Origin of the sequence: Leptospira licerasiae serovar Varillal str. VAR 010, assembly GCF_000244755.1 — a bacterium.
GTDB classification, from domain to species: Bacteria; Spirochaetota; Leptospiria; order Leptospirales; family Leptospiraceae; genus Leptospira_B; species Leptospira_B licerasiae.
The window spans coordinates 1,509,647-1,530,466 of record NZ_AHOO02000005.1; the positions used below are offsets into that span (position 1 = coordinate 1,509,647).

The 20,820-nt window shown below is 42.0% G+C and carries 18 protein-coding genes and 1 tRNA gene; 17 read left to right on the forward strand and 2 right to left on the reverse strand.

Annotation, left to right across the window (positions count from 1 at the left end; all coding sequences use genetic code 11):
• Positions 1–165 precede the first annotated feature (165 nt).
• The 9 genes from LEP1GSC185_RS07590 (at position 166) to LEP1GSC185_RS07630 (ending at position 9,814) form a co-directional block, all read left to right on the forward strand.
• Positions 166–1,473 (forward strand): hypothetical protein, encoded by a 1,308-nt coding sequence (locus LEP1GSC185_RS07590; protein ID WP_232298500.1) that lies wholly within the window; start codon positions 166–168, stop codon positions 1,471–1,473.
• A 128-nt stretch (positions 1,474–1,601) separates the two neighbouring features.
• Positions 1,602–2,186 (forward strand): helix-turn-helix domain-containing protein, encoded by a 585-nt coding sequence (locus LEP1GSC185_RS07595; protein WP_008594058.1) that lies wholly within the window; start codon positions 1,602–1,604, stop codon positions 2,184–2,186.
• 205 nt (positions 2,187–2,391) lie between these two features.
• Positions 2,392–2,820 carry a hypothetical protein gene (locus LEP1GSC185_RS07600; RefSeq protein WP_008594579.1) on the forward strand — a complete coding sequence of 143 codons (429 nt, stop codon included), beginning with the start codon at positions 2,392–2,394 and terminating at the stop codon, positions 2,818–2,820.
• A 306-nt stretch (positions 2,821–3,126) separates the two neighbouring features.
• Positions 3,127–4,674, forward strand: coding sequence for a hypothetical protein (locus LEP1GSC185_RS07605; protein ID WP_008595847.1), 1,548 nt, complete (start codon positions 3,127–3,129; stop codon positions 4,672–4,674).
• Positions 4,675–4,753: 79 nt separating this feature from the next.
• Complete coding sequence (locus tag LEP1GSC185_RS07610) at positions 4,754–5,122, forward strand: hypothetical protein (RefSeq protein ID WP_008593598.1); 369 nt, start codon at positions 4,754–4,756, stop codon at positions 5,120–5,122.
• 18 nt (positions 5,123–5,140) lie between these two features.
• The gene (locus LEP1GSC185_RS07615) at positions 5,141–6,112 is read left to right on the forward strand and encodes a hypothetical protein (protein ID WP_008595038.1); all 972 of its coding nucleotides are present in this window, start codon (positions 5,141–5,143) and stop codon (positions 6,110–6,112) included.
• Between the two features lie 94 nt (positions 6,113–6,206).
• On the forward strand, positions 6,207–7,643 hold the full coding sequence (locus tag LEP1GSC185_RS07620) for a sulfurtransferase (RefSeq protein ID WP_008594773.1): 1,437 nt from the start codon (positions 6,207–6,209) through the stop codon (positions 7,641–7,643).
• A gap of 260 nt (positions 7,644–7,903) precedes the next feature.
• Positions 7,904–8,839, forward strand: coding sequence for a cytochrome C554 and C-prime (locus tag LEP1GSC185_RS07625; protein WP_332306304.1), 936 nt, complete (start codon positions 7,904–7,906; stop codon positions 8,837–8,839).
• Positions 8,840–9,058: 219 nt separating this feature from the next.
• Positions 9,059–9,814 (forward strand): hypothetical protein, encoded by a 756-nt coding sequence (locus tag LEP1GSC185_RS07630; protein ID WP_008595155.1) that lies wholly within the window; start codon positions 9,059–9,061, stop codon positions 9,812–9,814.
• Positions 9,815–9,817: 3 nt separating this feature from the next.
• Here the strand turns inward: LEP1GSC185_RS07630 and LEP1GSC185_RS07635 are convergent.
• Both LEP1GSC185_RS07635 and LEP1GSC185_RS07640 read right to left on the reverse strand, forming a co-directional pair.
• A tRNA-Leu gene (locus LEP1GSC185_RS07635) sits at positions 9,818–9,901 on the reverse strand.
• A gap of 23 nt (positions 9,902–9,924) precedes the next feature.
• Positions 9,925–10,329, reverse strand: coding sequence for a PaaI family thioesterase (locus LEP1GSC185_RS07640; protein WP_008595600.1), 405 nt, complete (start codon positions 10,327–10,329; stop codon positions 9,925–9,927).
• 110 nt (positions 10,330–10,439) lie between these two features.
• Between LEP1GSC185_RS07640 and LEP1GSC185_RS07645 the strand changes: the two genes are divergently transcribed.
• The 8 genes from LEP1GSC185_RS07645 to LEP1GSC185_RS07680 all read left to right on the forward strand — a co-directional run bounded on the left by LEP1GSC185_RS07645 (position 10,440) and on the right by LEP1GSC185_RS07680 (position 20,793).
• Positions 10,440–12,458, forward strand: a complete 2,019-nt coding sequence (locus LEP1GSC185_RS07645) for a hypothetical protein (RefSeq protein WP_008595608.1) — start codon at positions 10,440–10,442, stop codon at positions 12,456–12,458.
• 309 nt (positions 12,459–12,767) lie between these two features.
• The gene (locus LEP1GSC185_RS07650) at positions 12,768–13,349 is read left to right on the forward strand and encodes a peroxiredoxin (RefSeq protein ID WP_008594180.1); all 582 of its coding nucleotides are present in this window, start codon (positions 12,768–12,770) and stop codon (positions 13,347–13,349) included.
• A gap of 180 nt (positions 13,350–13,529) precedes the next feature.
• Positions 13,530–14,942 carry a Fe-S cluster assembly protein SufB gene (gene sufB, locus LEP1GSC185_RS07655; RefSeq protein ID WP_008595733.1) on the forward strand — a complete coding sequence of 471 codons (1,413 nt, stop codon included), beginning with the start codon at positions 13,530–13,532 and terminating at the stop codon, positions 14,940–14,942.
• Between the two features lie 47 nt (positions 14,943–14,989).
• On the forward strand, positions 14,990–15,895 hold the full coding sequence (locus LEP1GSC185_RS07660) for a tetratricopeptide repeat protein (protein ID WP_008594610.1): 906 nt from the start codon (positions 14,990–14,992) through the stop codon (positions 15,893–15,895).
• Positions 15,892–16,965 (forward strand): dual-specificity RNA methyltransferase RlmN, encoded by a 1,074-nt coding sequence (gene rlmN, locus LEP1GSC185_RS07665; protein WP_008593681.1) that lies wholly within the window; start codon positions 15,892–15,894, stop codon positions 16,963–16,965. The genes LEP1GSC185_RS07660 and rlmN overlap by 4 nt, the downstream gene beginning before the upstream one ends.
• A gap of 31 nt (positions 16,966–16,996) precedes the next feature.
• Positions 16,997–17,293 carry a Cys-rich protein gene (locus tag LEP1GSC185_RS07670; protein ID WP_008595313.1) on the forward strand — a complete coding sequence of 99 codons (297 nt, stop codon included), beginning with the start codon at positions 16,997–16,999 and terminating at the stop codon, positions 17,291–17,293.
• Positions 17,294–17,333: 40 nt separating this feature from the next.
• Complete coding sequence (locus tag LEP1GSC185_RS07675) at positions 17,334–19,067, forward strand: ArnT family glycosyltransferase (protein WP_008595398.1); 1,734 nt, start codon at positions 17,334–17,336, stop codon at positions 19,065–19,067.
• Between the two features lie 292 nt (positions 19,068–19,359).
• Positions 19,360–20,793, forward strand: a complete 1,434-nt coding sequence (locus LEP1GSC185_RS07680) for a M20/M25/M40 family metallo-hydrolase (RefSeq protein WP_008594317.1) — start codon at positions 19,360–19,362, stop codon at positions 20,791–20,793.
• The last annotated feature ends 27 nt before the right edge of the window (positions 20,794–20,820 follow it).

Genomic DNA, 20,820 nt, shown 5'->3' on the forward strand with positions numbered 1-20,820 from the left:
AAAATAATTCTCATATAACAGAATATTTTTAATATTACAGACGAAGGTCTCATATTTTTAATGACATTTAATGGGCAGAAGGGAATAAGCTTGGGATTAGAAGGGAATCAGAAAAGAGTAAGTCGGATTCTAAACCGGTCCGACCTGATTTGGATCCTAGCTTTTTTGGCTTATCTAGCCATCTTTCTATTCTGGGAGTCCAAGAACCGCGACAGAAGTTTAACAGGAAGTTTATATATTCTCGGTTTTTGCGGACTAAGCGTCGTATACGGATTTCTATTCTTTTCTAAAATATTCGAATCTTCCGGAAAACTAAGTTTTGTTTTAGGACTTCTTGTTCGCGGTGTTTTGCTCTTTGCGACTCCTATCTTCGAAGATGATTGGGCTCGTTATCTTTGGGATGGATGGATCAGTTCGGAAAGAGGAAGTCCTTATGGGATTACTCCGGAATCCTATTTTGGAGAATTGGATCCGACTAGGACCGAAATACTTTCCAGGATCAATCATCCGGACTGGCCAACCATCTATGGTCCGATACTTGAGATCTATTTTTATCTAATACATCTTATGTTTCCCTGGAAACTCTGGGCTATCAAACTTTTTCTTTTGGTCCCGGACATTCTTCTCTTCTTCTTGATCAAAACTAAATATGGGGTTCGATCTTCCGCTTTATACTTCTGGAATCCTATCCTTATCAAAGAGGTCTTTATAAATTCTCATCCTGATATTATTGGGATATTTCTTTTGTTTTATTCCTTTTATTTAGCGGGGAAGTATAGGTTTCGTTCGGCCTTTTTTATATGGGGATTGAGTTTAGTAGTAAAAGGATTCGGATTATTCCTTTTTCCTTTTCTATTAAGGTTACATTGGGATAAAAATCGTAATTCTAAGAAGGCGCTGATAGATGCGAGCTTTGCGGCTATGGGGATCGTTTTGGCGTATTCTCCTTTTCTCTTCTTTTCCAACGAAACTGATTTTACCGCTCTGAGCAGATTTATGGAAAGTTTTACATTCTTTCCTTTGGGTTATAATATTTTTTACACATTCTTCGAAGAATTCGCTCGAATTTTCTGGGTCCTGCCCTCGATTTTAAGTATATTATTCTTTTTGAATGAAAGATATTCTCATCAATTGAATACCGAGGAGAAGATAGGGATTACATTCTTCTTATTCTTCTACTTTTCTCCCGTCGTAAATGCTTGGTATCTGCTCTGGATGTTTCCGTTTTTACTCAAGTTTCCGAAGCCCTTTTGGCCTTCTTGGTTTTTTTTATTCTTAGGACAGGTCTCATATTTGAATTATGCAAACCTGGGAGATTGGAAATCCGTATTGGAAAAAGGTTACTATGCACATCCTAACTGGCTGTTGTTTCCGATCCGTTTGCTCTTCTGTCTCATTTTTCTTTTCCGGTTTCGAGTCCGATTTTCTTCAAAAATCATTCATTCCTCTGAAAAATCTTTCTTTTTAAGCTAAATAAGATTTTTTTCTCCTTTGAAAGAATTTTGATTGTTATTTTGGATACTATTTCTAATAAGTTGGATAAATTCTTATTATAACTGTTCGGAATAAATAGAGTTCCGGCTCAGTGGGGAGAACCAAGTATGCCAACGATCGATCCGATTGAAAGAGGTTTGATCCAATCTATTGGGACCTTGGTTCGCAAGAGAAGGCAAGAGTTGGGTCTTTCTCTTGGAAAACTTGCCGAATTATCTCAGGTAAGCCGAGGGATGTTAAGCCTTGTGGAATCCGGAAAGGCTGCACCTTCTATCGCTTTATTATGGAAAATTTCTAAGGCAATTCGTTTACCTTTGTCCAGTCTTATGGAATTTTCAAAGGAAGAATTTCCTAAAATTTATAGGAAAGAAGACTCTAACGGAAATTCCGTAGAAGAGAACCAGTTTGTGATCCGTCCTCTTCTTCATGAAGAAACTAGATTTCAAACTAGACTATTTGAGGTTAGACTTCTTCCCGGAGTTGCCAAAACATTTATTACAAAAGTGCAATCCAAACAAAGACAGAATTTGTTCCTACAGTCAGGAGCGCTTCGTTTGAAAGTAGGAGGCAAATGGTTCGACTTGCAAGAAGGAGATAGCATGACTTTTTTAGGAAAAGATCTGCAAGAACTTGCAAATTTAGGAGAGAAGGACTCTTATTTAATTTGGTCCTCGTCTCTTTCTGACGACTGAAATAGCCTTTGTCTCACCTTTTGTTAATTGCAATTCTTAAGGGGCTTTAGAGTATAATCCGTACTTTTCATATAATGAAAAGTATATGGTTAGATGGAAGCCCTCAGAAAAATCCAAGAATGTTTCTCTAAACGAAAAAAATTGGTTTTATCCTTACTGATAGGACTCGTATCCATTTTTTTCTTAAAGGAAGCTTCTTACTTTTTTGATCTTCTATTTCAACGGAATAGAATGGAATGAAAGAAGATTGGATACCGCTCAGTCTTTGGGTTTTGCGCGATGGTATTCTATGCATACGAAACATCTTTTGCTCACTTTAGTTTCCTTTTGGAATGGCTTGCTATTCTTGTTTCTTGAGAATCTAATACGTAAACATATCTCAATCCTGCTGGTGTGTTTTGGCGCGCTTTTTGTCACATTCTATACTGCAGACAGTACTAGGGTATTTTCCCACTTATTCTATCCGGCTTGGATAGCCCTCTGGCTCATCCGTTCTCGAAAAGGGTTTTCTAACCGGGAAAAATGGGTCTTAAGTTTTGGGTTGGTCTTGGGACTAGCGTATCTCTTGACATTTGATCCATTCTATAAATGGGGAGGGGATCTGATCCATTTAGGGCCTAGAGTCTATTTTTGAGTCAGACACTTTATAAAAAGGTAATTTTCGATTTTTGAATATTCTGCTTTAGCAGAATATAAAGTATTCTTTGGATTCACAAAATTCATTTTCACCATTCATTTTGTTTCCTATTTTTTAGAGTTTACTCCGTTTTGTTTAAAAAATTAGTCGCTTATTATAATATATTGTTCAATTAATTGGACAATATATTCGTTATATTGAAATATATTTGGTAAAAACGAAGCCTTATCTCGACTTTGTGCTTAGAGTCCGCAGTGGAATAAACATGAGGGAACCCCGTCCGGACCAGCAAAGGAGAATAAAATGAAAAATACGCTCATAAATTCGAGCCTCCTGGCAATTGCGCTGGGATTACTCGGGAATTGTGGAGAAGGCTCTTCGGATAGTTCCGCCGCAGCCTTGGCTGCTCTCGGAGGAGGAACCTCAAGTGTAAAAGTTGCAAGCGCTTCCGATCTGTCGATCGAATCTGCAGACGATTATAACGACAACCAATTCGGACTGATCACTGCGGCTACTTTGAGAACTTGGGTAAACGATTGGGCAAACAATAAGCCTGCAGGTATTACCGGAAATTTGGTGATCTTCCAAGCAAACAAAGTGGGAGCCGACTCGAACAAAAGTTTGATCCTTCCTACAACCGGAGTGAAAGTTTTTGTCTCCGTTGCCGGAAACAACACTGCACTTTATTCTTGGAAAACTTTTAGAGAGACCAGATACAACGGTTTGATCTCTATTCCTGGTGGAACTGCAACCACTGGTGGAAACGGTCTTTTAAGCGGAGCAAGCGTCGACGAATGGTTCCAAACTTATGGAGTAGATCCTACTAAGGACCTGATAGTATTCGCGAGCGGTAACGGAGACAACTACGGATCCATCGGTCACCAACATTATACATTAAGATATTGGGGTGTAGCTCACCAACATCTTGCTATCCTGAACGGAAGTATCAAAGGGCAATTTCCGGAAGCGGAATTAGGTAACGATACTGACGAGTCTGTTCCTCCTTTGAACGGGACTTTCTCAGTTAAACAACTGAAGAATGTAGATAACAGAATTCTAACATTAAGTATCGAGGATACGATAGAAGTAGCTAAGAACAACGGACATCATAGCGTTAAAGGACTTTCTTCTACCGTTTTAATATCCGACAACAGAACAGCGAACAATAACAACGATATCAGCGTGTATACCTCTAGTGCCGGATGGCAGGAGTATAACGGTGGAGAGAATACTACCGGAACTACTAAGTCCGGTGGAGGAGCTGTCGCTTTCGAAGGTCACTTGAAAGGTGCCGTTTTTGTTCCTCACTACAACCTAGTGGATCGTTCTTCGTTGGATAATACTTATGCGTATGGAGCTTCCGCTGCAGGAACTTTCAACACTGTAAAGTTCAAATCCAAAGCGGACGTTAAGGACATCTGGGACACTTACGGAACCACGGGTGGACCTAACTCTGGAGCTCCTGCATACGAAGAAGGTCAGACGATTCTTCAATACTGCAGAACCAATACAAGAACTCAAACAAGCGGTATTTCCACTCAGTTGATCTTGGGACGTCCTTCCGTGTTCTTAGAGGACGGATGGAGTATCTTCGGATTTTTAGCAGGGAATTTCCCGCCTGCGAACTTCAACGACGATGTGACTGCTGGAGCTTCTTCTTATCCTTCCGTTCCGGTTAAATTTGCCGCTGATGTTCAAGGTGCGATCGAGTCAGGTGTTAGAGGATCCGGAGATGGACCACATTACAACACGGGTGTGAAAAAATCCACTGTGGATTATTTTCAGATCAACTCTTCTGCGACTACAACCAAACAAGCATTCATAGAGGATTGGAATTACAAAAACCAATAACCGCTACATAACAACTGGGCGGGGAAATCCCGCCCTTTCAATTCTGTAACATAAAATAAAAAGAGGGAGTTACTGCTTTATGAAAATATTATATATCTACGCGCTCGTTGGCGCATTATTTTTCTCTTCTTTGGACATAGTTTTGGCCTCCGGTGGATTCGGCGGCGGCGGGGTGGCCGGCCAGGCGCTTCGTGGAAAAGAAAGGGAAAAGTTCAATCTAGGTAAGGCTATCTATAACGGAGAAGTCGCCTTAGATACAAAAAAAGACGATCTAACAAAATCCCAAAAAAACCGCTTGGAATACCTACAAGGCTCTTTGCCTAACTCTGAAAAAGGAAGGGTAAATCTGGAGGATTTAGCTGGAAAATTATCCGAAGAACAGATCTCAGCTTTGGAATTTTTCGTAAGTATCCGCTTCAACGTGAAGTTGGAGGAAAAGAAGGATTAATCAGGGAACTTCTATATAATGAAATTATTATTTAAGAAGGGAGTTTTTCTTTCCCTTCTATTTTTGGCCCAACCTTTTTTTATCGGAGAATTATTCTCTCAAACGGTTTGGGCTCCTTACCAAAGACAATTATGGGTTAGGACAACTGCAGTGAATTCTGTCTACGATTCAGCTTATGTGGGAAAATACCATACCACTTACGACGACGATGTTCGGATCAACGTAGGAGCTCTCGCTTTCGAGTATGGAGTTACGGATCGTCTTACTGTGGATTTGCAGACAGGTTTTGGTAAATTGGGAAGGACTCAGCTAATCGATCGTTATTTCGGGACCTTAACTTCTCCTGAGCAACCGGATAAGTATGGGATCATAGATTCTAGAGCGGGTCTACGTTATAAGGTCTTGGATGAGTATGATTATGATTCCATCTGGGTCCCTACGATCAGCGTAAGGATCGGTGGGATTAAAAAGGGAGACTATGATAGAAATCCTCAGGCTTTAGGAGACGGAGCAAACGGTGCGGAAGTAAATATCTACTTAGGCAAAGACTTCAACGTTTGGGGGCTTGGTGCTTTAGGCGAGTGGAGTTACAGAAGAAGAGAGAAACCTGTGCCTGATGATATTCTTTATTATGGAGCATTATACAAACGTTTCTTGGATTCATTCATTTTTATTGTCGGAAGTAGGGGGCAGATCGGCCAGGGAGGATATACGTTTACAGATCCAAGAGGAACTCCTCCTTTAAACTTGATCCAAGTAGATCCTCCTTCAATAGCTCCTTTCGGGCAGGATTGGTACAATTATTATCTAGAACATGAAAGACCGGCCTGGGGAAGAAAGGAAGTCTATCATAACTTGGAAGTGAGTTTAGGTTATACGGATAAATACGGGAATTATTATAACTTCTTCTATTCTCATACCTATTCCGGGTATAACACCGCAATCTTAAGGACTTTCGGGTTCCTGGTCAATTTTCCATTTAACTTATAGTCCGTTCCAAGACTTAAGTTATCGATATGTGTTTGATTCCGGGCTTCAATAGTCTGGAATTTTTGGGACAGACTCTAATAGATCGGAGGGAAATATGTTCGGTTTGAAAATTAAAAATTTAGGAATTCGTTTATTACTAATTCCTTTTTTAGGAGCCTGTGATGCACCGGAGTATCTTACTCCGTACCAAAAACTTGCGCTCGTCACTCCAGTGCAGGTATTTGAAACATCTCAACTTCTGTCGGTATCTAACGACGATTACAATAGTAATACCTATGGACTCGTTACCGCGTCTACTTTGGAATCTTGGAGGTCGAATTGGGCAGCGAACCATCCGTCCGCTATCGATGGAAGATTGATCATCTTTCAGATCAGCGGAGGATCACTTTCTGGGTCTTATGTAAGGCCGGAGACAGGCGTGAGAGTTTATGGGATTAGCGCTAGTTCGACCGATTATACTTTTTTCGGTCAGACTAGATTTAACGGTCTGATGGATACCGAAACAATCGTTCCGGAGGGCAAGAATATAGACGCATTCTTAAAACGTTTCGGCGTGAATCCTGCAACCGATCTGATCGTTCTGGCCCAGGATATTCCAAGCGACGGGAATCTAATGATGACTCTTCGTTCCTGGTATACACTGTATTATTGGGGAGTGGAAAAATCACATCTCGCAGTTTTGAACGGAGCAGTTTCCACTAAGATCGCCGCTTCTCAACTTACTGGGGGGTCTTCCTACACTGTTCCTACAAATAATGGTGCGGGTACTGTCGGAAGTTTATATAGGGATCATACGATCTTACAGGCGACTCTTGCGGATGTATTTAACGCTGTGCAAGGAATTACTGATCCGACTTTCACAGGTTCCACTCCTGCGCCCTCGGGCGGAAGTTTCATTTTAGATGCAAGATCCGTTTCGGAATATGATGGAACCGGAACTACAATAGGACCTTCCAATTATACCTGTGCGGATACTCCAAGTTGTTATACTTCTTTCGAAGGTCATATCAAGGGTGCAAAAAACATTTGGTTCGCGAATTTCATCAATGCGAATAAGGAGTTCTTACCAAAATCGGATCTCCAAAATTTACTCGCATCCAACGGATATACGGAAGGACAAACTGTTCTCACATATTGCAGAACGAATGTAAGATCTTCTATCACGGGGTTTGCTACGCTTGCAATCCTTGGATATCCTACCAGATTTTATGACGGCTCTTGGGTAGAATGGGGATCTCTTGCTTACGATTCAAACGGGGCCTGGTCCAACTTGAGTGCGGTATCTGCCTGGAGAACGGATCGTTCTTCCGTGACTGAATTAATTACATATAACGTTGGAAAGTCCGGCATAGATGCATCAAATATTTCTAATTTAGGGACTTATTTCACACCGGAACGCAGCTTTGCGAAAGATACGAACGATATCATAGACCAGGATAAAAAATATCTTTCAGGTTCTGCCTCTTCCGGTGCCGGGGGAGGTGGAGGCGGTTCAGGAGGAGGCGGAGGAGGGAATCCTTGCGGAGGATAAACTCCTCATTCTTCTTCGCGGCAATTTTTGCGGCGGCCTTCTTCTTATTATTTTGTAAAGGAGAAGGGTTTCACCAAAGGCATTGGGCATTCCCCCTCGAATCCCAAGGCTCGATTACAGTAGATCCGAACCCGGCCTCTTGCGGGAGCTGCCATTTACAACAGTTCGGTTCCTGGAAGTCGACTCTTCACTCCCGGGCCACCGGCCCGGGCTTTCTTTGGCAATTACCTCGGATCGGAAAGCACGGATCCGAAAATTGTATGAACTGTCATAGCCCGAATCCTGAGGTAAAAAGTTTGCTAATGTCACGCTTAGGTTGGGGAGAAGTTTCCGGCTCCGATTGGAAATCGGGTTCGGAAGAGAATGGAGTTCAGTGCGCAAGTTGTCATCTCCGAAAAGGAAAAGTATACGGGCCGTTCCCGAAAGATGGAGGCAACGGTAGAATATTTCAAAATTTGAATATTCCCCACCAAGGTTTTATCCCCAAAAAGGAATTCGAAGAATCCGAGTTTTGTAAAAACTGCCACCAATCACCGGAGACTTCGAAACAGGTGAATGGAAAATTCCTAATGGACACTTATGGACAATGGAGAAGATCCGAATTTGCAAGATCAAATGTACAATGCCAGAATTGCCATATGCCAGACAGAAAACATGAATGGAAAGGTATCTCCGATCCGGAAATGGTAAAACGCGGGGTCCAAACTTCTCTACAAGTTGTGACGAAAAAAGAGGAAGCCGAAATTATCGCAGAACTAAAAAATTCAGGAGTAGGGCATTCTTTCCCAAGTTATTCCGTTCCAAAAGTGTATTTGGAGATCTGGACAGAAACCATCAAAGGTGAGAAAAGGAAAATCTCCGAAAAGACTTTAGGCTGGATGCTGGATCTGGAATTGCAGAGAGAAATTTTTGATACTAGACTTCCTCAGGGAGGATCCGCTCTTCTGCAGGTTCATTTATCGAAGGAAGAGTTTTCCAAACTCAAACGAGTCGAGTTTATCGTAATAGTGGATCCAAAAGAATATTATAAAAGAATGTTCCAAGACAATTGGGATTATAGAGATAGTTTCCAAGAAGAAACAAAACCTTGGGTTCTTCCAAATCTCCGAAAAGCGCTCGAAGAAGCGAATTCCGCAAGGTATGAATTAGTTCGTAGTGAATGGAAAAATGTAGGAATTCCTACATCGAATCCATGAAATAATCCACTTGAATAGAATCAAATTTTGTGATAGCACCTTCCGGGTACCACCGCACCGGCCCCCACCCTGAGCGGGCGGGGAAAACTTAAATATACGATGGAACTCCTACATCGCGTTATCTACGCGCCTTAATCTCTCTCCACGTGCGAAAACCTTTGAGTCTAATCGCAAAAACTAGTTTCCTAATTCACAGTGGAGCCCCAAATTCATCCGAGTATGGGATCTTTATTAGAGGAACCGGAATTTCCTAAATTAATAAGCGCTTATAGAGAGGCCTTAAAAAGAAGATATTCCAAAAATAATCTTTCCCAATATCCTAAGTTCTCTTCCATCCCGGAGGAGAAAGTGGAACTTTTGGTTCGTTACTTTTTGGAACTACTCTATCCTGAATACGAGGGCAGAAAAAAATTGGACGGAGCATTCGAGTCTTTAGCAGGATTCGTGCATTCTCCTCCAAAAGTATTGGGGCTTTTAGGCCAATTGAGCTTAGCTGTATTCAAATTGGGCCGTCATTTAAGATCAGCATTCCAGGCGGGATTTGCAGCATTACATTCTTACATAACCGCTCATAGATTCGAAGAGATCATGTTCTCCAAAGCAAAAGAATTGTTAAACGAAGGTAAAGATCTCCAGAACAAATCCAATTTCAATCAGGTGCTTGCTTCGGTTTCCAAAAAAGACGCGGACCAGTTTAGAGAAGATATCTTAAAATTATTTGCGACACTTTCGGACAGGGAACTTCTTTCTAAGATCAAACAACTTATGGACGCGGTTGTTAAAACGATGAAGTCCAAACCTAAAACTTATACTCAAGAAGAAGTGGAAGGTATTATGCTCGGTGCAGGAATTCTTACAAAGGGAGAAGAACTATTTTCGGGAATGACTCGAGAAGAAATGGACCTGATCTTAGAAGCGATTGATCAAGTGGAGAAGGATTCGTTTGAAGAAGCGATTGCTTCTGTAGGTAAATAACCCTGCCGACGGTCGGAGTCGAACCGACACGAGGTTGCCCTCGCTGGATTTTGAATCCAGTGCGTCTACCAATTCCACCACATCGGCGGGTTTTATAATTCCGTATTGGATCAGGAATCGAGTTCGATGTACTTGCCCTTACCGCGGGCTACAATTTTACCGATCTCGTTCTCTATTTCGGCCCTGTTTTCGATCACTTTTTTGTTCTTTTTAACGAACCAGCCACGTAAATGCAGAGGTTGATTTACTTGTGCAGGCTGTAAGAAGCGGATCGTCAACTCGCCAGTTGTTGTTTTAAAATTCATCGCTTCATTGATTTTGGCCATAATTTCGTCCAAAATAGTTGCGATGATTCCGGGATGGATCACGTCCGGGGACCCTTGGAACTTTTCAGGAACCGTGTAGTCACCGTAAGCGGTTTTAGTGTCCTCATCAAAGGTGATCTTTAATTGAAGACCGTCCGGATTGTCAGGACTAGACCCGAAGCTCAGGTTTTCCCGAACCGTTGATTTCATATATGTCAAGTTATTACTTAACATTCATGGTGTCAATCCGAAAAAGCTACTGATTGCTGTTTAAGAACGATGTAATACTCTGTCGAAAATAATAGGTAAGAATCTTTTAAATGACTGCACTTCTTTTATTATTGGGACTTCTTTCTGCAGGAGCAGGAGCGTACACTTTATTCAGAGATCCGAATAGATCTTCCGGAAGTTCTGCGCCTTCTCCTGGTGGTGGGCGTTCCGGTGGAAGCGGCGGTCCAGGGTCGGGTGGAGGAGGTGCAGGAACTCCTGCTCCAGCTGATCGAGGAAAACTAGTCAACGTAGGAGACCAAGAACCTCCTAGTTCTTCTGCTCCTTCTCCATCTTCTTCACAGCCGCAAAAAGGCGGCGGGCAACCAACAGCAGAAAAGCCTAAGGAAGAATGGAGTCCTCCTTCTCCCGGCGGAGAAACTCCTAACTATCCCGGATTAAAGAAGAAGGATAAATTACAACTTCCTCATGCAACCGACGATATCATTCGGAATAACTCCCGTTATGCGCATCATAGAAGACCTCTTTTACATTCGGAAGCGTTAGTAGATAAGGAAAATTTCTTAGGTGCGTTGGAGATCTTAAAGAGAACTAACGCTAGGATCCCCGATTCGGATATTAATGAAAAAATTGATAATAATATCCAAGCGATAGAGGATCATATCAACTCTCCTCCTGAAGAAGAGACTTATACTCCAGATGATCCGAATTATACAGGGCCTCCCATTCCGATGGGAGACTTGGTCAAGGCTATCAAAGAGATCAGCCAAGCTCTTGGGAACAGTATGTCCCAAGGATTCTCAAATCCGATTCAGATCCAGGCTCCTCCCGGAACAGAGGCGCCTAAACTTCCTGCAGAACTTCCACCAGGACCAGTTTCTTATCAAATTATTTCTTATGCTCCTTCTTCCGGGCCAATACCCCCACCACCACCGGGCGCTCCTATTTCTTATAGTGCAGGTGTTCCTTCACCTCCAGGAGGATTTCCTCCTGGTCCGGGTGGTTCCCCTTCAAACGATGGGCCAGGTCCTGTAAGTCCGGAAGATTTTGCTCCTTCTGAACCTTCCCCCAAACCGAAAGACCAAGGACATCTTGATCCGAATGAGATGGATCTTCCTGAAGATACTTTTTTCACGGATGAATGGGATAAGTTTAAGGATCTTCCTCTCGTAGATAGAAGGACTGGAGAAGATCGTCGCTCCCAAGGAGAAAGAAGAGGAGGAGAAGGTTCCCGCAAGGACAGAAGAGGGGAAGACGACAGAAGGAAAGAGGATCTTTTCCAAGAGAGAGACGATTATCTCAAGAAGAAGGCGGAAGAAAAGCGCCAAGAAAGAGAAGAGCAAGCATTAGAGGAACCTTTACCTCAGGATTGGCCTAAACCTGAATATCCTCTTTCCGATCAGATCCCAGGTTATGCGGCACCTGTTCTTCCTCAGATAGATTTAGTTCCGATTCGTTTACCTGATCCGGAAGATAAAGTGTTGAGAGGAGAGCCAGAAGGAACTCCGCAAGCACCCGCACCGACTCCAAGCGGAGAAGCTGCCGCCGCTCCAGGTCCAGTAGAATTACCTAAAATAGATCTTCCTGATCCTGTGGATGAAACTAAGCAGGAAGAATACAAACCTGAAATTCCTCCGCTAGCAGGGCCAGGAGCTCCGGCCGGAGCTGCACCTTCTCCTATTCCGAATGCGGAAGAAGCTCCGGAGATAGAAGTACTGGATGGAGGTCTAGAACCTCTAGACCAAGATAGACCGGAAGGTCCAAGCGGAGGCGGAGAAGAAGAGCCTAAAATGATCCATGGTATTCTGGAGTTAAAACCTCCGGAAGTGGATGATGCTCCCTTCTTGACCTTGACCTATGATTTCGGGAAGATACCTCATTCTTTCAAACTTTCCAAGAATTACAGTATTATGGAATACTCATATTATAAGTATAAGCCAATGCTGATCAAGGCTCAGGAATTCGCTCGCCGCAAAATGTTGAAGAACGCTCTAAATTATTATCGTGTGATCAAATCCCAGAACATCCCTCCTGAACTCAGAAAGATGATTAACCGTAACATCAAGGACATCACTGAGTTCATGGAGAAATACCTAATGGCTAAAGGGTGAGTCGTAGAGTTTAGAGAGAGACACAGAGGTTTTCTCACACAGAGTCACAAAGTCACGCAGGGTATCACGCAGAGCCGCTAAGTCGCAGAGGGTTTTCGTAAGGTAGGAACTCTGAGTCCTGACTCCTCGCTGTGATTCGGCGTCTCTGCGCACCATATTGTTCTCCGCGTCTCCGAGTGAACCTGTCGTATCTGAAATTCTGACAGAAAAAGCGGTTTAGAAAAAAATCCCGGAATTTCCTAAAAAAGAAAAACTGCTTTCCATCCTGGCTGTCTAAATTTAGAATGATTCTAAATAGGAGAGAGCAAAATGCCTCAAGTTACTTCACTCGCACCGGACTTTAAAGCAGAAGCCGTAATCGGCCAGCAAATCAAGGAAATCAAACTTTCCGACTATAAAGGAAAGTGGGTTGTTCTATTCTTCTGGCCCCTCGACTTCACTTTCGTTTGTCCTACTGAAATCATCGAGTACGATGCAAAACTAGACGAATTCAAAAAAATCGGAGCGGAAGTTCTGGGAGTTTCCGTTGACAGCGCTTTTACTCACCTTGCTTGGAAGAACACTCCTCGTAAACAAGGCGGATTGGGTGATATCAAGTATCCTCTAATTGCTGACATAACCAAGTCGATCGCAAGAGATTACGGAGTTCTTTTAGAAGGCGGAGTCGCTCTAAGAGGAACCTTCGTGATCGATCCTGCCGGAGTGATCCGTCAGTCTACCATCAACGATCTTCCTGTAGGAAGAAACATAGATGAAGCGATCCGTTTGGTGAAAGCTTTCCAATACGTGGAAAAACACGGTGAAGTTTGTCCTGCAAACTGGGACGAAGGAAAGAAAACCATGAAAGCGGATCCGGAAAAGTCCAAAGAATATTTCTCTTCGGTAAACTAATCCATTCTCACGGAAATCCGGTCCTAGGGCCGGATTCTCCCATCTAATTTCTCCTGGTCACTCTCCTGACTCCTTACAACCTGGTTATATGGCCCTCAATCGGCCAAAACTCGCACTTAGTCATTTCGGAAAGGGTTGCATCTTTTCCGGATAAAGTCTAAGATATGGGAGAAGAATATTATGGCACAAGCACTTGAGATCATTTCAGACGAAGATAGATATTATCGTGCGGATAATTTTCCCAAAGGACTGACACGCAAAGTGGTGGAGTCCATCTCCCATATTAAGAATGAGCCTGCATGGCTGACTGAATTTCGTCTTGAGGCATTCAAAGTTTTTGAAAGTAAACCTATGCCCGGTTGGGGATTTTTTCCCAACTTCAAAGTGGATATAGACGAGTATGTACATTATATAGGCGCAAATCATAAAAAGAAAAAATCCTGGGACGAAGTTGATCCTGAAGTATTAAAAAGTTTTGAAAGACTTGGCATCCCCGAACACGAAAGAAAATACCTGGCAGGGATCGAAGCCATGGAAGATTCCGAGACTGTTTACGCTAACGTTAAAAAGGAACTTACAGATCTTGGGATTATTTTTTGCGACATTGACACTGCGATACGAGAGTATCCTGAGATCGTTCGCAAATATATCGGAACTGTCGTTTCTATCGGGGACAATAAATTCTCCGCATTGAACTCCGCTGTTTTTTCGGGAGGATCTTTCGCTTATGTTCCGAAAGGTGTCAAAACTCCAATGCCTTTACAGGCTTACTTCAAGGTGAGTGCTGCTTCTTCCGGCCAATACGAAAGGACACTTCTAATCGCAGAAGACGGAGCGGAGTTGGAATATTCGGAAGGATGTTCTTCCGTACAGGACAAAGGAACAAATTTCCATACCGCAGTGGTGGAGCTGATCGCTCATAAGAATTCCAAAATATTCTACACTACGATCCAAAACTGGAAAAAGAATATGTACAACTGGACAGTAAAGCGCGGTCTTTGTCATGAAGCGGCCCATATTACCTGGACGGATGTGAATATAGGTGCGAACACCATCAAGTATCCAGGTATCGTATTACAGGGAGATAATTCTACTGGAGATATTTTATCCTTGGCGTTTGCAGGTTCCGGTCAGATCCAAGATACTGGTGCAAGGATCATTCATGTAGGTAAAAACACCCGCAGTAATATTCTTGCAAAAGGAGTTTCTTTGGACGGCGGGATCAACTCATACAGAGGTCTTGTAAAATTCACGACAGGTTCTTCTAACGCATACAGCCACGTGAAATGTGACGGTCTCATGATGGATGATCGTTCTCAATCCCACGCTTATCCTTATAACGATGTGAGCGGGCAGAATGGAACCTTGAACTATGAAGCGACTGTTTCTCGGATCGACGAGGACCAATTGTTCTATCTTCAATCCAGAGGACTTTCGGAAGATGATGCAAAACTTCTGATCATCAACGGTTTCTGCGAAGGTGTGACTAAACACTTAAATGTGGAATATTCTGTAGAGATGACTCGGCTTATTAGAATGATCTTGGAAGATGGGAAAGTTATTTCCGAACATTCGGATTCGGCTGTTTCCTGACCGGAAAAAAGCTGGTATTCCTTTTAAAATCCGGTCATACAAATCGTATGCAGAGAGTATTGGGTATTTTTCTTGTGGTCGGTTTGATTCTGGCTGGGCTCCAGATCTTTTTTCCGGATGGGTCAGTTTCTTCTAACGAATCTGAACAAACAAGTTCTACTGCAACGCCAGAAGAACAGGAAGTAAAAACCGAAACTCCAAACGCGGCCTTTTTTTGGATCACAGCCACTATCGGTTCTTTTCTGGACCAATTGAAAAAAGAATCCGCAGATCGTAATGCCGATCCGGAATCTCTTACCGACCAGGAGTTGAAGGAACTTTTTCAACAAGGTTTAGATTCTTATAATGCTGCGGAATACGAAAATGCGATTTCCCAATATGATCGTTATCTCGCAGTGAATCCTAAAAATTCTTCCGCATTCTATAATCGTGGTTTAAGTAAATATTATCTGAATAGATACACCGAGGCCGAAACTGATTTTGATACCGCGTATTCTTTGGATGATAAGAATCTGGACGCGTTATATTATAGAGGTTTAAGTCGTTTCGGTTTGGAAAGAAAGGAAGAAGGTTTAGGAGACCTGAACAAGGCCATCGATTCCGGCCTAATAAAGTCGTATGCATTTGCGGAAAGGGCGATCCAACTAGGTATATTAGAAAAAACGAAAGAATCTTTGGCTGACGCCAAAAAAGCTGTACAATTGGAGCCGGAATATCCGAGAGCGATTTTTGCTTTGGGATTCGCATATTATGCATCTGGCAAATATAAGGAAAGTGTGGATTCTTATTCCAAAGTTTTGAGGATTTTGCCGGACGATTCGATATCATATTTCAATCGTGGATTGGGTTATGCTGCCCTAAAAAGAAAGACTGAGTCTTGTAAGGATTATAAAAAATCCTGGGATCTAGGATACACAAACGCAGAAAAACAATATAAGGATTCTTGCAAGTGAACGAAACCATTCCCGATACTGAAATCCTGGAGAATGGGACCGGAAAGATCCCGCTCAAGGGTCATACTCTGGCGGAACTCACTCAGATTATTTCCGAGTTGGGCGAAAAACCTTTTAGAGCGAAACAAATTTATAATGGATTATATGCGAATCGTTACGAGTCTTGGGAAGAATTTTCCACCATCGGCAAGGACTTAAAGGAAAAATTAAAGGAGAAGTTCAGCTTCTCCTCCATCAGCGTTGCTAAACATTTAAAATCTGTAGACGGTACCCAAAAATTCACATTCGAATCCGTCCCAGGAAGCGGGAAAGAATTCGAATCCGTCTGGATCCCTTCAGGAGACGGTGGAAGGAAAACGATCTGTATTTCTTCCCAAGTGGGTTGCACCTTAAATTGTAAATTCTGCGCTACTGCCAAACTTCCCTACATGGGAAATTTAAAGGCAGGAGAGATCATAGACCAGATCCTCCAGGTAGAAAAGATCGTAGGCGATCGCGCTACAAACATAGTGTTTATGGGAATGGGCGAACCCATGCATAATTACTTTAATGTAATGCGTGCAGCGGAACTTCTTCATGACCAAGAAGCATTGGGAATGGGTGCAAAAAGGATCACTATCTCCACTTCAGGGGTAGTGAACGGTATTCGTAGATTTATTGAAAATAAAGAGCCTTATAATCTTGCTATCTCTCTCAATCATCCGGATCCCAACGGAAGAAAAGAGATCATGGATATAGAAGAGAAGTTTGCTCTTCCCGAACTTTTGGATGCTGCCTTAGAATATACTAAAGTTCTAAAGCGCAGGATCACATTCGAATATGTAATGATCCCTGGCGTGAATATGAGTCCGGAAGACGCCAAAAAATTGGTAAAGATAGCAAGAAGACTGGATTGTAAAATAAACGTAATCCCTTTAAATACCGAGTTTTTCGGCTGGAGAAGGCCGACAGATCAGGAAATAAATGAGTTTTTGCGCCATTTGGAACCGGCGGGAGTTCCCATCTTGAACAGAAGGTCCCCTGGAAAAGACATCAATGGGGCCTGCGGAATGCTCGCCGCAAAAAGTTGACCTTAGATCCGTATCGAATATCTTAGCTGGAATGAGGCTGTCTCTTTTTTCGACCTTATTCTTATTTTCTTTTATTATGATCGGGTTCACCGATTGTAAAGATCCCTACCAACAAAAATGCCAAGAGATCTGCGGGTTTTTCACCTCTTGTGTGGAGAAACAATTTGCATCCAAGGGGCCAATGGACGCGTCCCAGAAAAGTTTCATGCAGATCGAATGTGAATCAGGATGTTTGAGAGAACAAGGATACGCAATGCCTTGTTACGAGTCCGAAAAAACATGTACCGGATTTACTCGTTGTCTTATGGAATCCGGTCTCATGGACTGATGTCCTCGTTTTTCTATTAAGTTTGGAGTATTATAAAAATATGAATTTCGTTCAAGATAGGAAAAACGTTCCGTTTTTGAAATGGTCTACCTGGTTTCTTTTGGTAGTCGCTGTGCTTCCCTTATTTCTTACTTTTCCCCTGGATGTGATCGATATTGATTCTTCCCAATACGCTGAGATCGGTAGGGAAATGACGGATAGCGGGAATTGGTTTTTTATCCGCGATAACGGTAGGAGATACCTGGACAAACCGATCCTGACTTTCTGGAAGATCAGCTCTTCTTTTACACTTTTCGGCCAGAATAATTACGCGTTTCGTTTGCCTGCCATTCTTATGACTTTGATCTCTCTTTGGGGAGTGTTCACGATCACCAAACTGTATTCAGGAAATATAAAGCGTGCCTGGATTTCCGTATTCTTGTACGCGTTGTCTCCCGGATTGTACGCGATGGTGGTGGATCCAAAGATAGATGTTTATGTAACTCCTTATATCATTTTAGTATTCGCTTTTTATTATTTAGGAACCAAAAAGAATTCTGCTTATTATTACGCGATGTATCTTGCTATGGGACTCGGCTTTATAACAAAAGGGCCGATCGCAGTTGTAATTCCAGGGATTGGGATAGGCGGAGATATTCTTTTTAGAAGGGATTGGAAAAGACTTCTGGGGATGAAACTTTTTCCCGGGGGAATTTTGGCGATCCTTCCTCCACTATTGTGGTCTATTCCTTTGTATTTGGAGTTCAATACTTACGGACCTTATTTTTTCCTATGGGTTCAATCCTTCGGTCGTTTTTATATTAAGATGTACGACCAAAAGTTCAATCCTCTATTCTTCTATTCCAATTTCTCTTGGGCATTCGGGATATTTATATTACCTTTCTTGGCTTGGATAGTTTCGAATTTAGTCGGATTCGTAAAGGAGAAGGGCAAAAACTTAATTTTGAATATTCGAAAAAATGAATGGAAGGAAAAGGACTTTGTTCCTGCGTTCTGGCTATTCTTATTTTTGTTTTTGATCAGTTTTTCCAAATACCAATTGCCTCAATATATTTACTGGTGTCTTCCAGCGGGAGCGATAGTAGGTTCCGGATTTTTACTTAAGCTGATCGAAGGTCCGGAAGGCTCACTTTCTTTTATTGGTAAAATTTTAGTTTACCTAACTAGCTTAGGGTTCGTATTTGCAGGGATCTTATTTCCGATCTTGGTCTTAGATGTTCCGGTTTCCTATTATGTTTGGGTGGCTGTTTATCTAGGAATTGCGGCGATCGTTCTACTGTATTTCAAAATCAACGCAGTGCTTGGGACTTTGGTGGTATCCGTTTCCTTCTTCTTTACTTTGGTGAGTTTATATGCATATCCATTGCTTGTTTCTTACCAACCTTCCAAAGAAGTGGGGGAGATTATACAAGAGGCGGAGCCCGGAAAAGAAAAGTTTCTAATGTTCGGGGTTCCTGCTTCTAAAAGATCTTATGCGTTTTACTCTAAACGTATAACTCGCACCTTATTCGATCCGGAAGTTCTTTTTGAGGCTCTTCAGAAGGACGGAGAAAGAATGATACTCATCTCTGAAAAATATCTGCCTCATTTCGACGAGTTCACTTCAAATCGAGTGGATCTGGATATTTTTGCCGAATATGAAAGTTATAAGGTGGCTACTCCTGAATTCGGTTTCTTCTTAAAGTCAAAGAGAGATTCTTTGACTACTAAGGTTTATCTAGGTAAGATCCGTTTTAAGCCGGGAAAGGAGACCACAACAGAGAATTCTAAATAATTCTTTTTTTCTAAATCTAAGAAAAAAAGTATAAGGGAAATTTTATAAATACACCGAATTCTTAAGTAGGCTTTGTTATGAGCCTGGTTTGGTTTTGGTCCCAGGGTCCTCCTGGGGCTACTTTTCCCTTCTTTTTGTAATTCTTTTTTTTCACACAGAGCTCACGGAGTCATTAAGTTCGTATAAAATCGTTGGTTCTTTTAAACATGAATCTCAGTGCTCTCTGTGGCCTCTGCGCAAAAATCCATAAGTATTTCTCGACTTTTGACCATTCTTCTTTTAGAAATGACGAATGGATTTTTCCCGTTCCTTGTTCCTCTGTGCGATCTTATTCCTGTTTCAATGTATTACTTCCCCTATTAAAAACATTCCTTTAAAGGAAGAAAATCATATCCTGCCTTGGGATAAAAGAGAAGCAGAAGCAGTTAAAATTCTTACCGATCTGATCCGGATCAAATCGGTAAGAGGGAATGAAAAACAAGCCGCAGAATATATCAGATCCATTTTCGAAAAAGAAGGCATTAAAACTAAATTCATCTACGAGCCTGGATTCCAAGAAAGAGTGAATTTGATTGCCGAGTTAGAGCCTGATACACCGAGTTCGGAAAAAGGTTTAATTTTAGGAAACCATTTGGATGTGGTCGAAGCGGATCCTAAAGAATGGACAGAAGATCCATTTTCCGGCATCGTCAAAGAAGGAAGAATTCACGGAAGAGGCGCCCTGGATTGTAAAGGCCTCATTGCAATGCAGATTGTTTCCTTTTTGGAACTGAAAAGATCCGCAATTCCACTTAAAAGAAAAATAATGTTCTTAAGCATGGCTGACGAAGAATCCGGAAGCGAAAGAGGCGCCAGATTCTTATTAAAGGATCACCCTGAATTATTCAAAGGTTACGGATACATGTTGAACGAAGGAAGTTTCGGGACCAAGGATGTTGCGATCCCCGGAAGTACTATCTTTAATATACAATACGCGGAAAAAGGAAATCTTTGGTTGAATGTAAGGGCAAAAGGAGAGCAAGGACATGGTAGCACTCCCAGCCAAAATTACCCTAGTCTTAGGCTTCTGGGATTTTTAACGGAAGTTTTGGAATATGATACGGACATTCGTATCTCCAAGGAGACACAAGGATTTTTCTATCAGTTGGGAAGTATCAGTTCTTTTCCTAAATCATTCATATTAAAAAATTCAAATATTCCGATTTTGAGAAGATTATTGTATGGGCCAATCCGTGCGAGCAGGCAGCTTAGCGCGATCACCCGAAATACTAAGGCGATTTCCGGTCTGAAAACGGATGAAGGCAAAGGTCATAATGTACTTTCTTCCTTATCCGAGGCGAAATTGGATGTGAGACTCCTTCCAGGATTTGATCCTTTGGAATATCTAAAAGAGATCCAAAAGATCGCGGTAAAATACGAAGTGGAAGTGGAGCCAGCCGCAACTGTGCCTTCGGATATTTCTACTCTGGATTCGCTTTTATTCCAGAGGCTTGCTTCTGTTTCAACTCGCAAAATTCCCGGAAGTATAGCTACTCCATTTATTTCACCCGGTAAAACGGATAATGCATATTTTCGTCAGATAGGTATGGAATGTTACGGGTTGATCCCGGTTCTTCTTAACGAAAAAGAACTCACGATGCTTCACGGTAAGAATGAGAGTATCAGTCTGGAAAATTTAAAAATGGGAACGCAGATATTATTTGAACTATTATATCAAATGAACTGATGTTCGTTCTGTGGAATATATAAAACA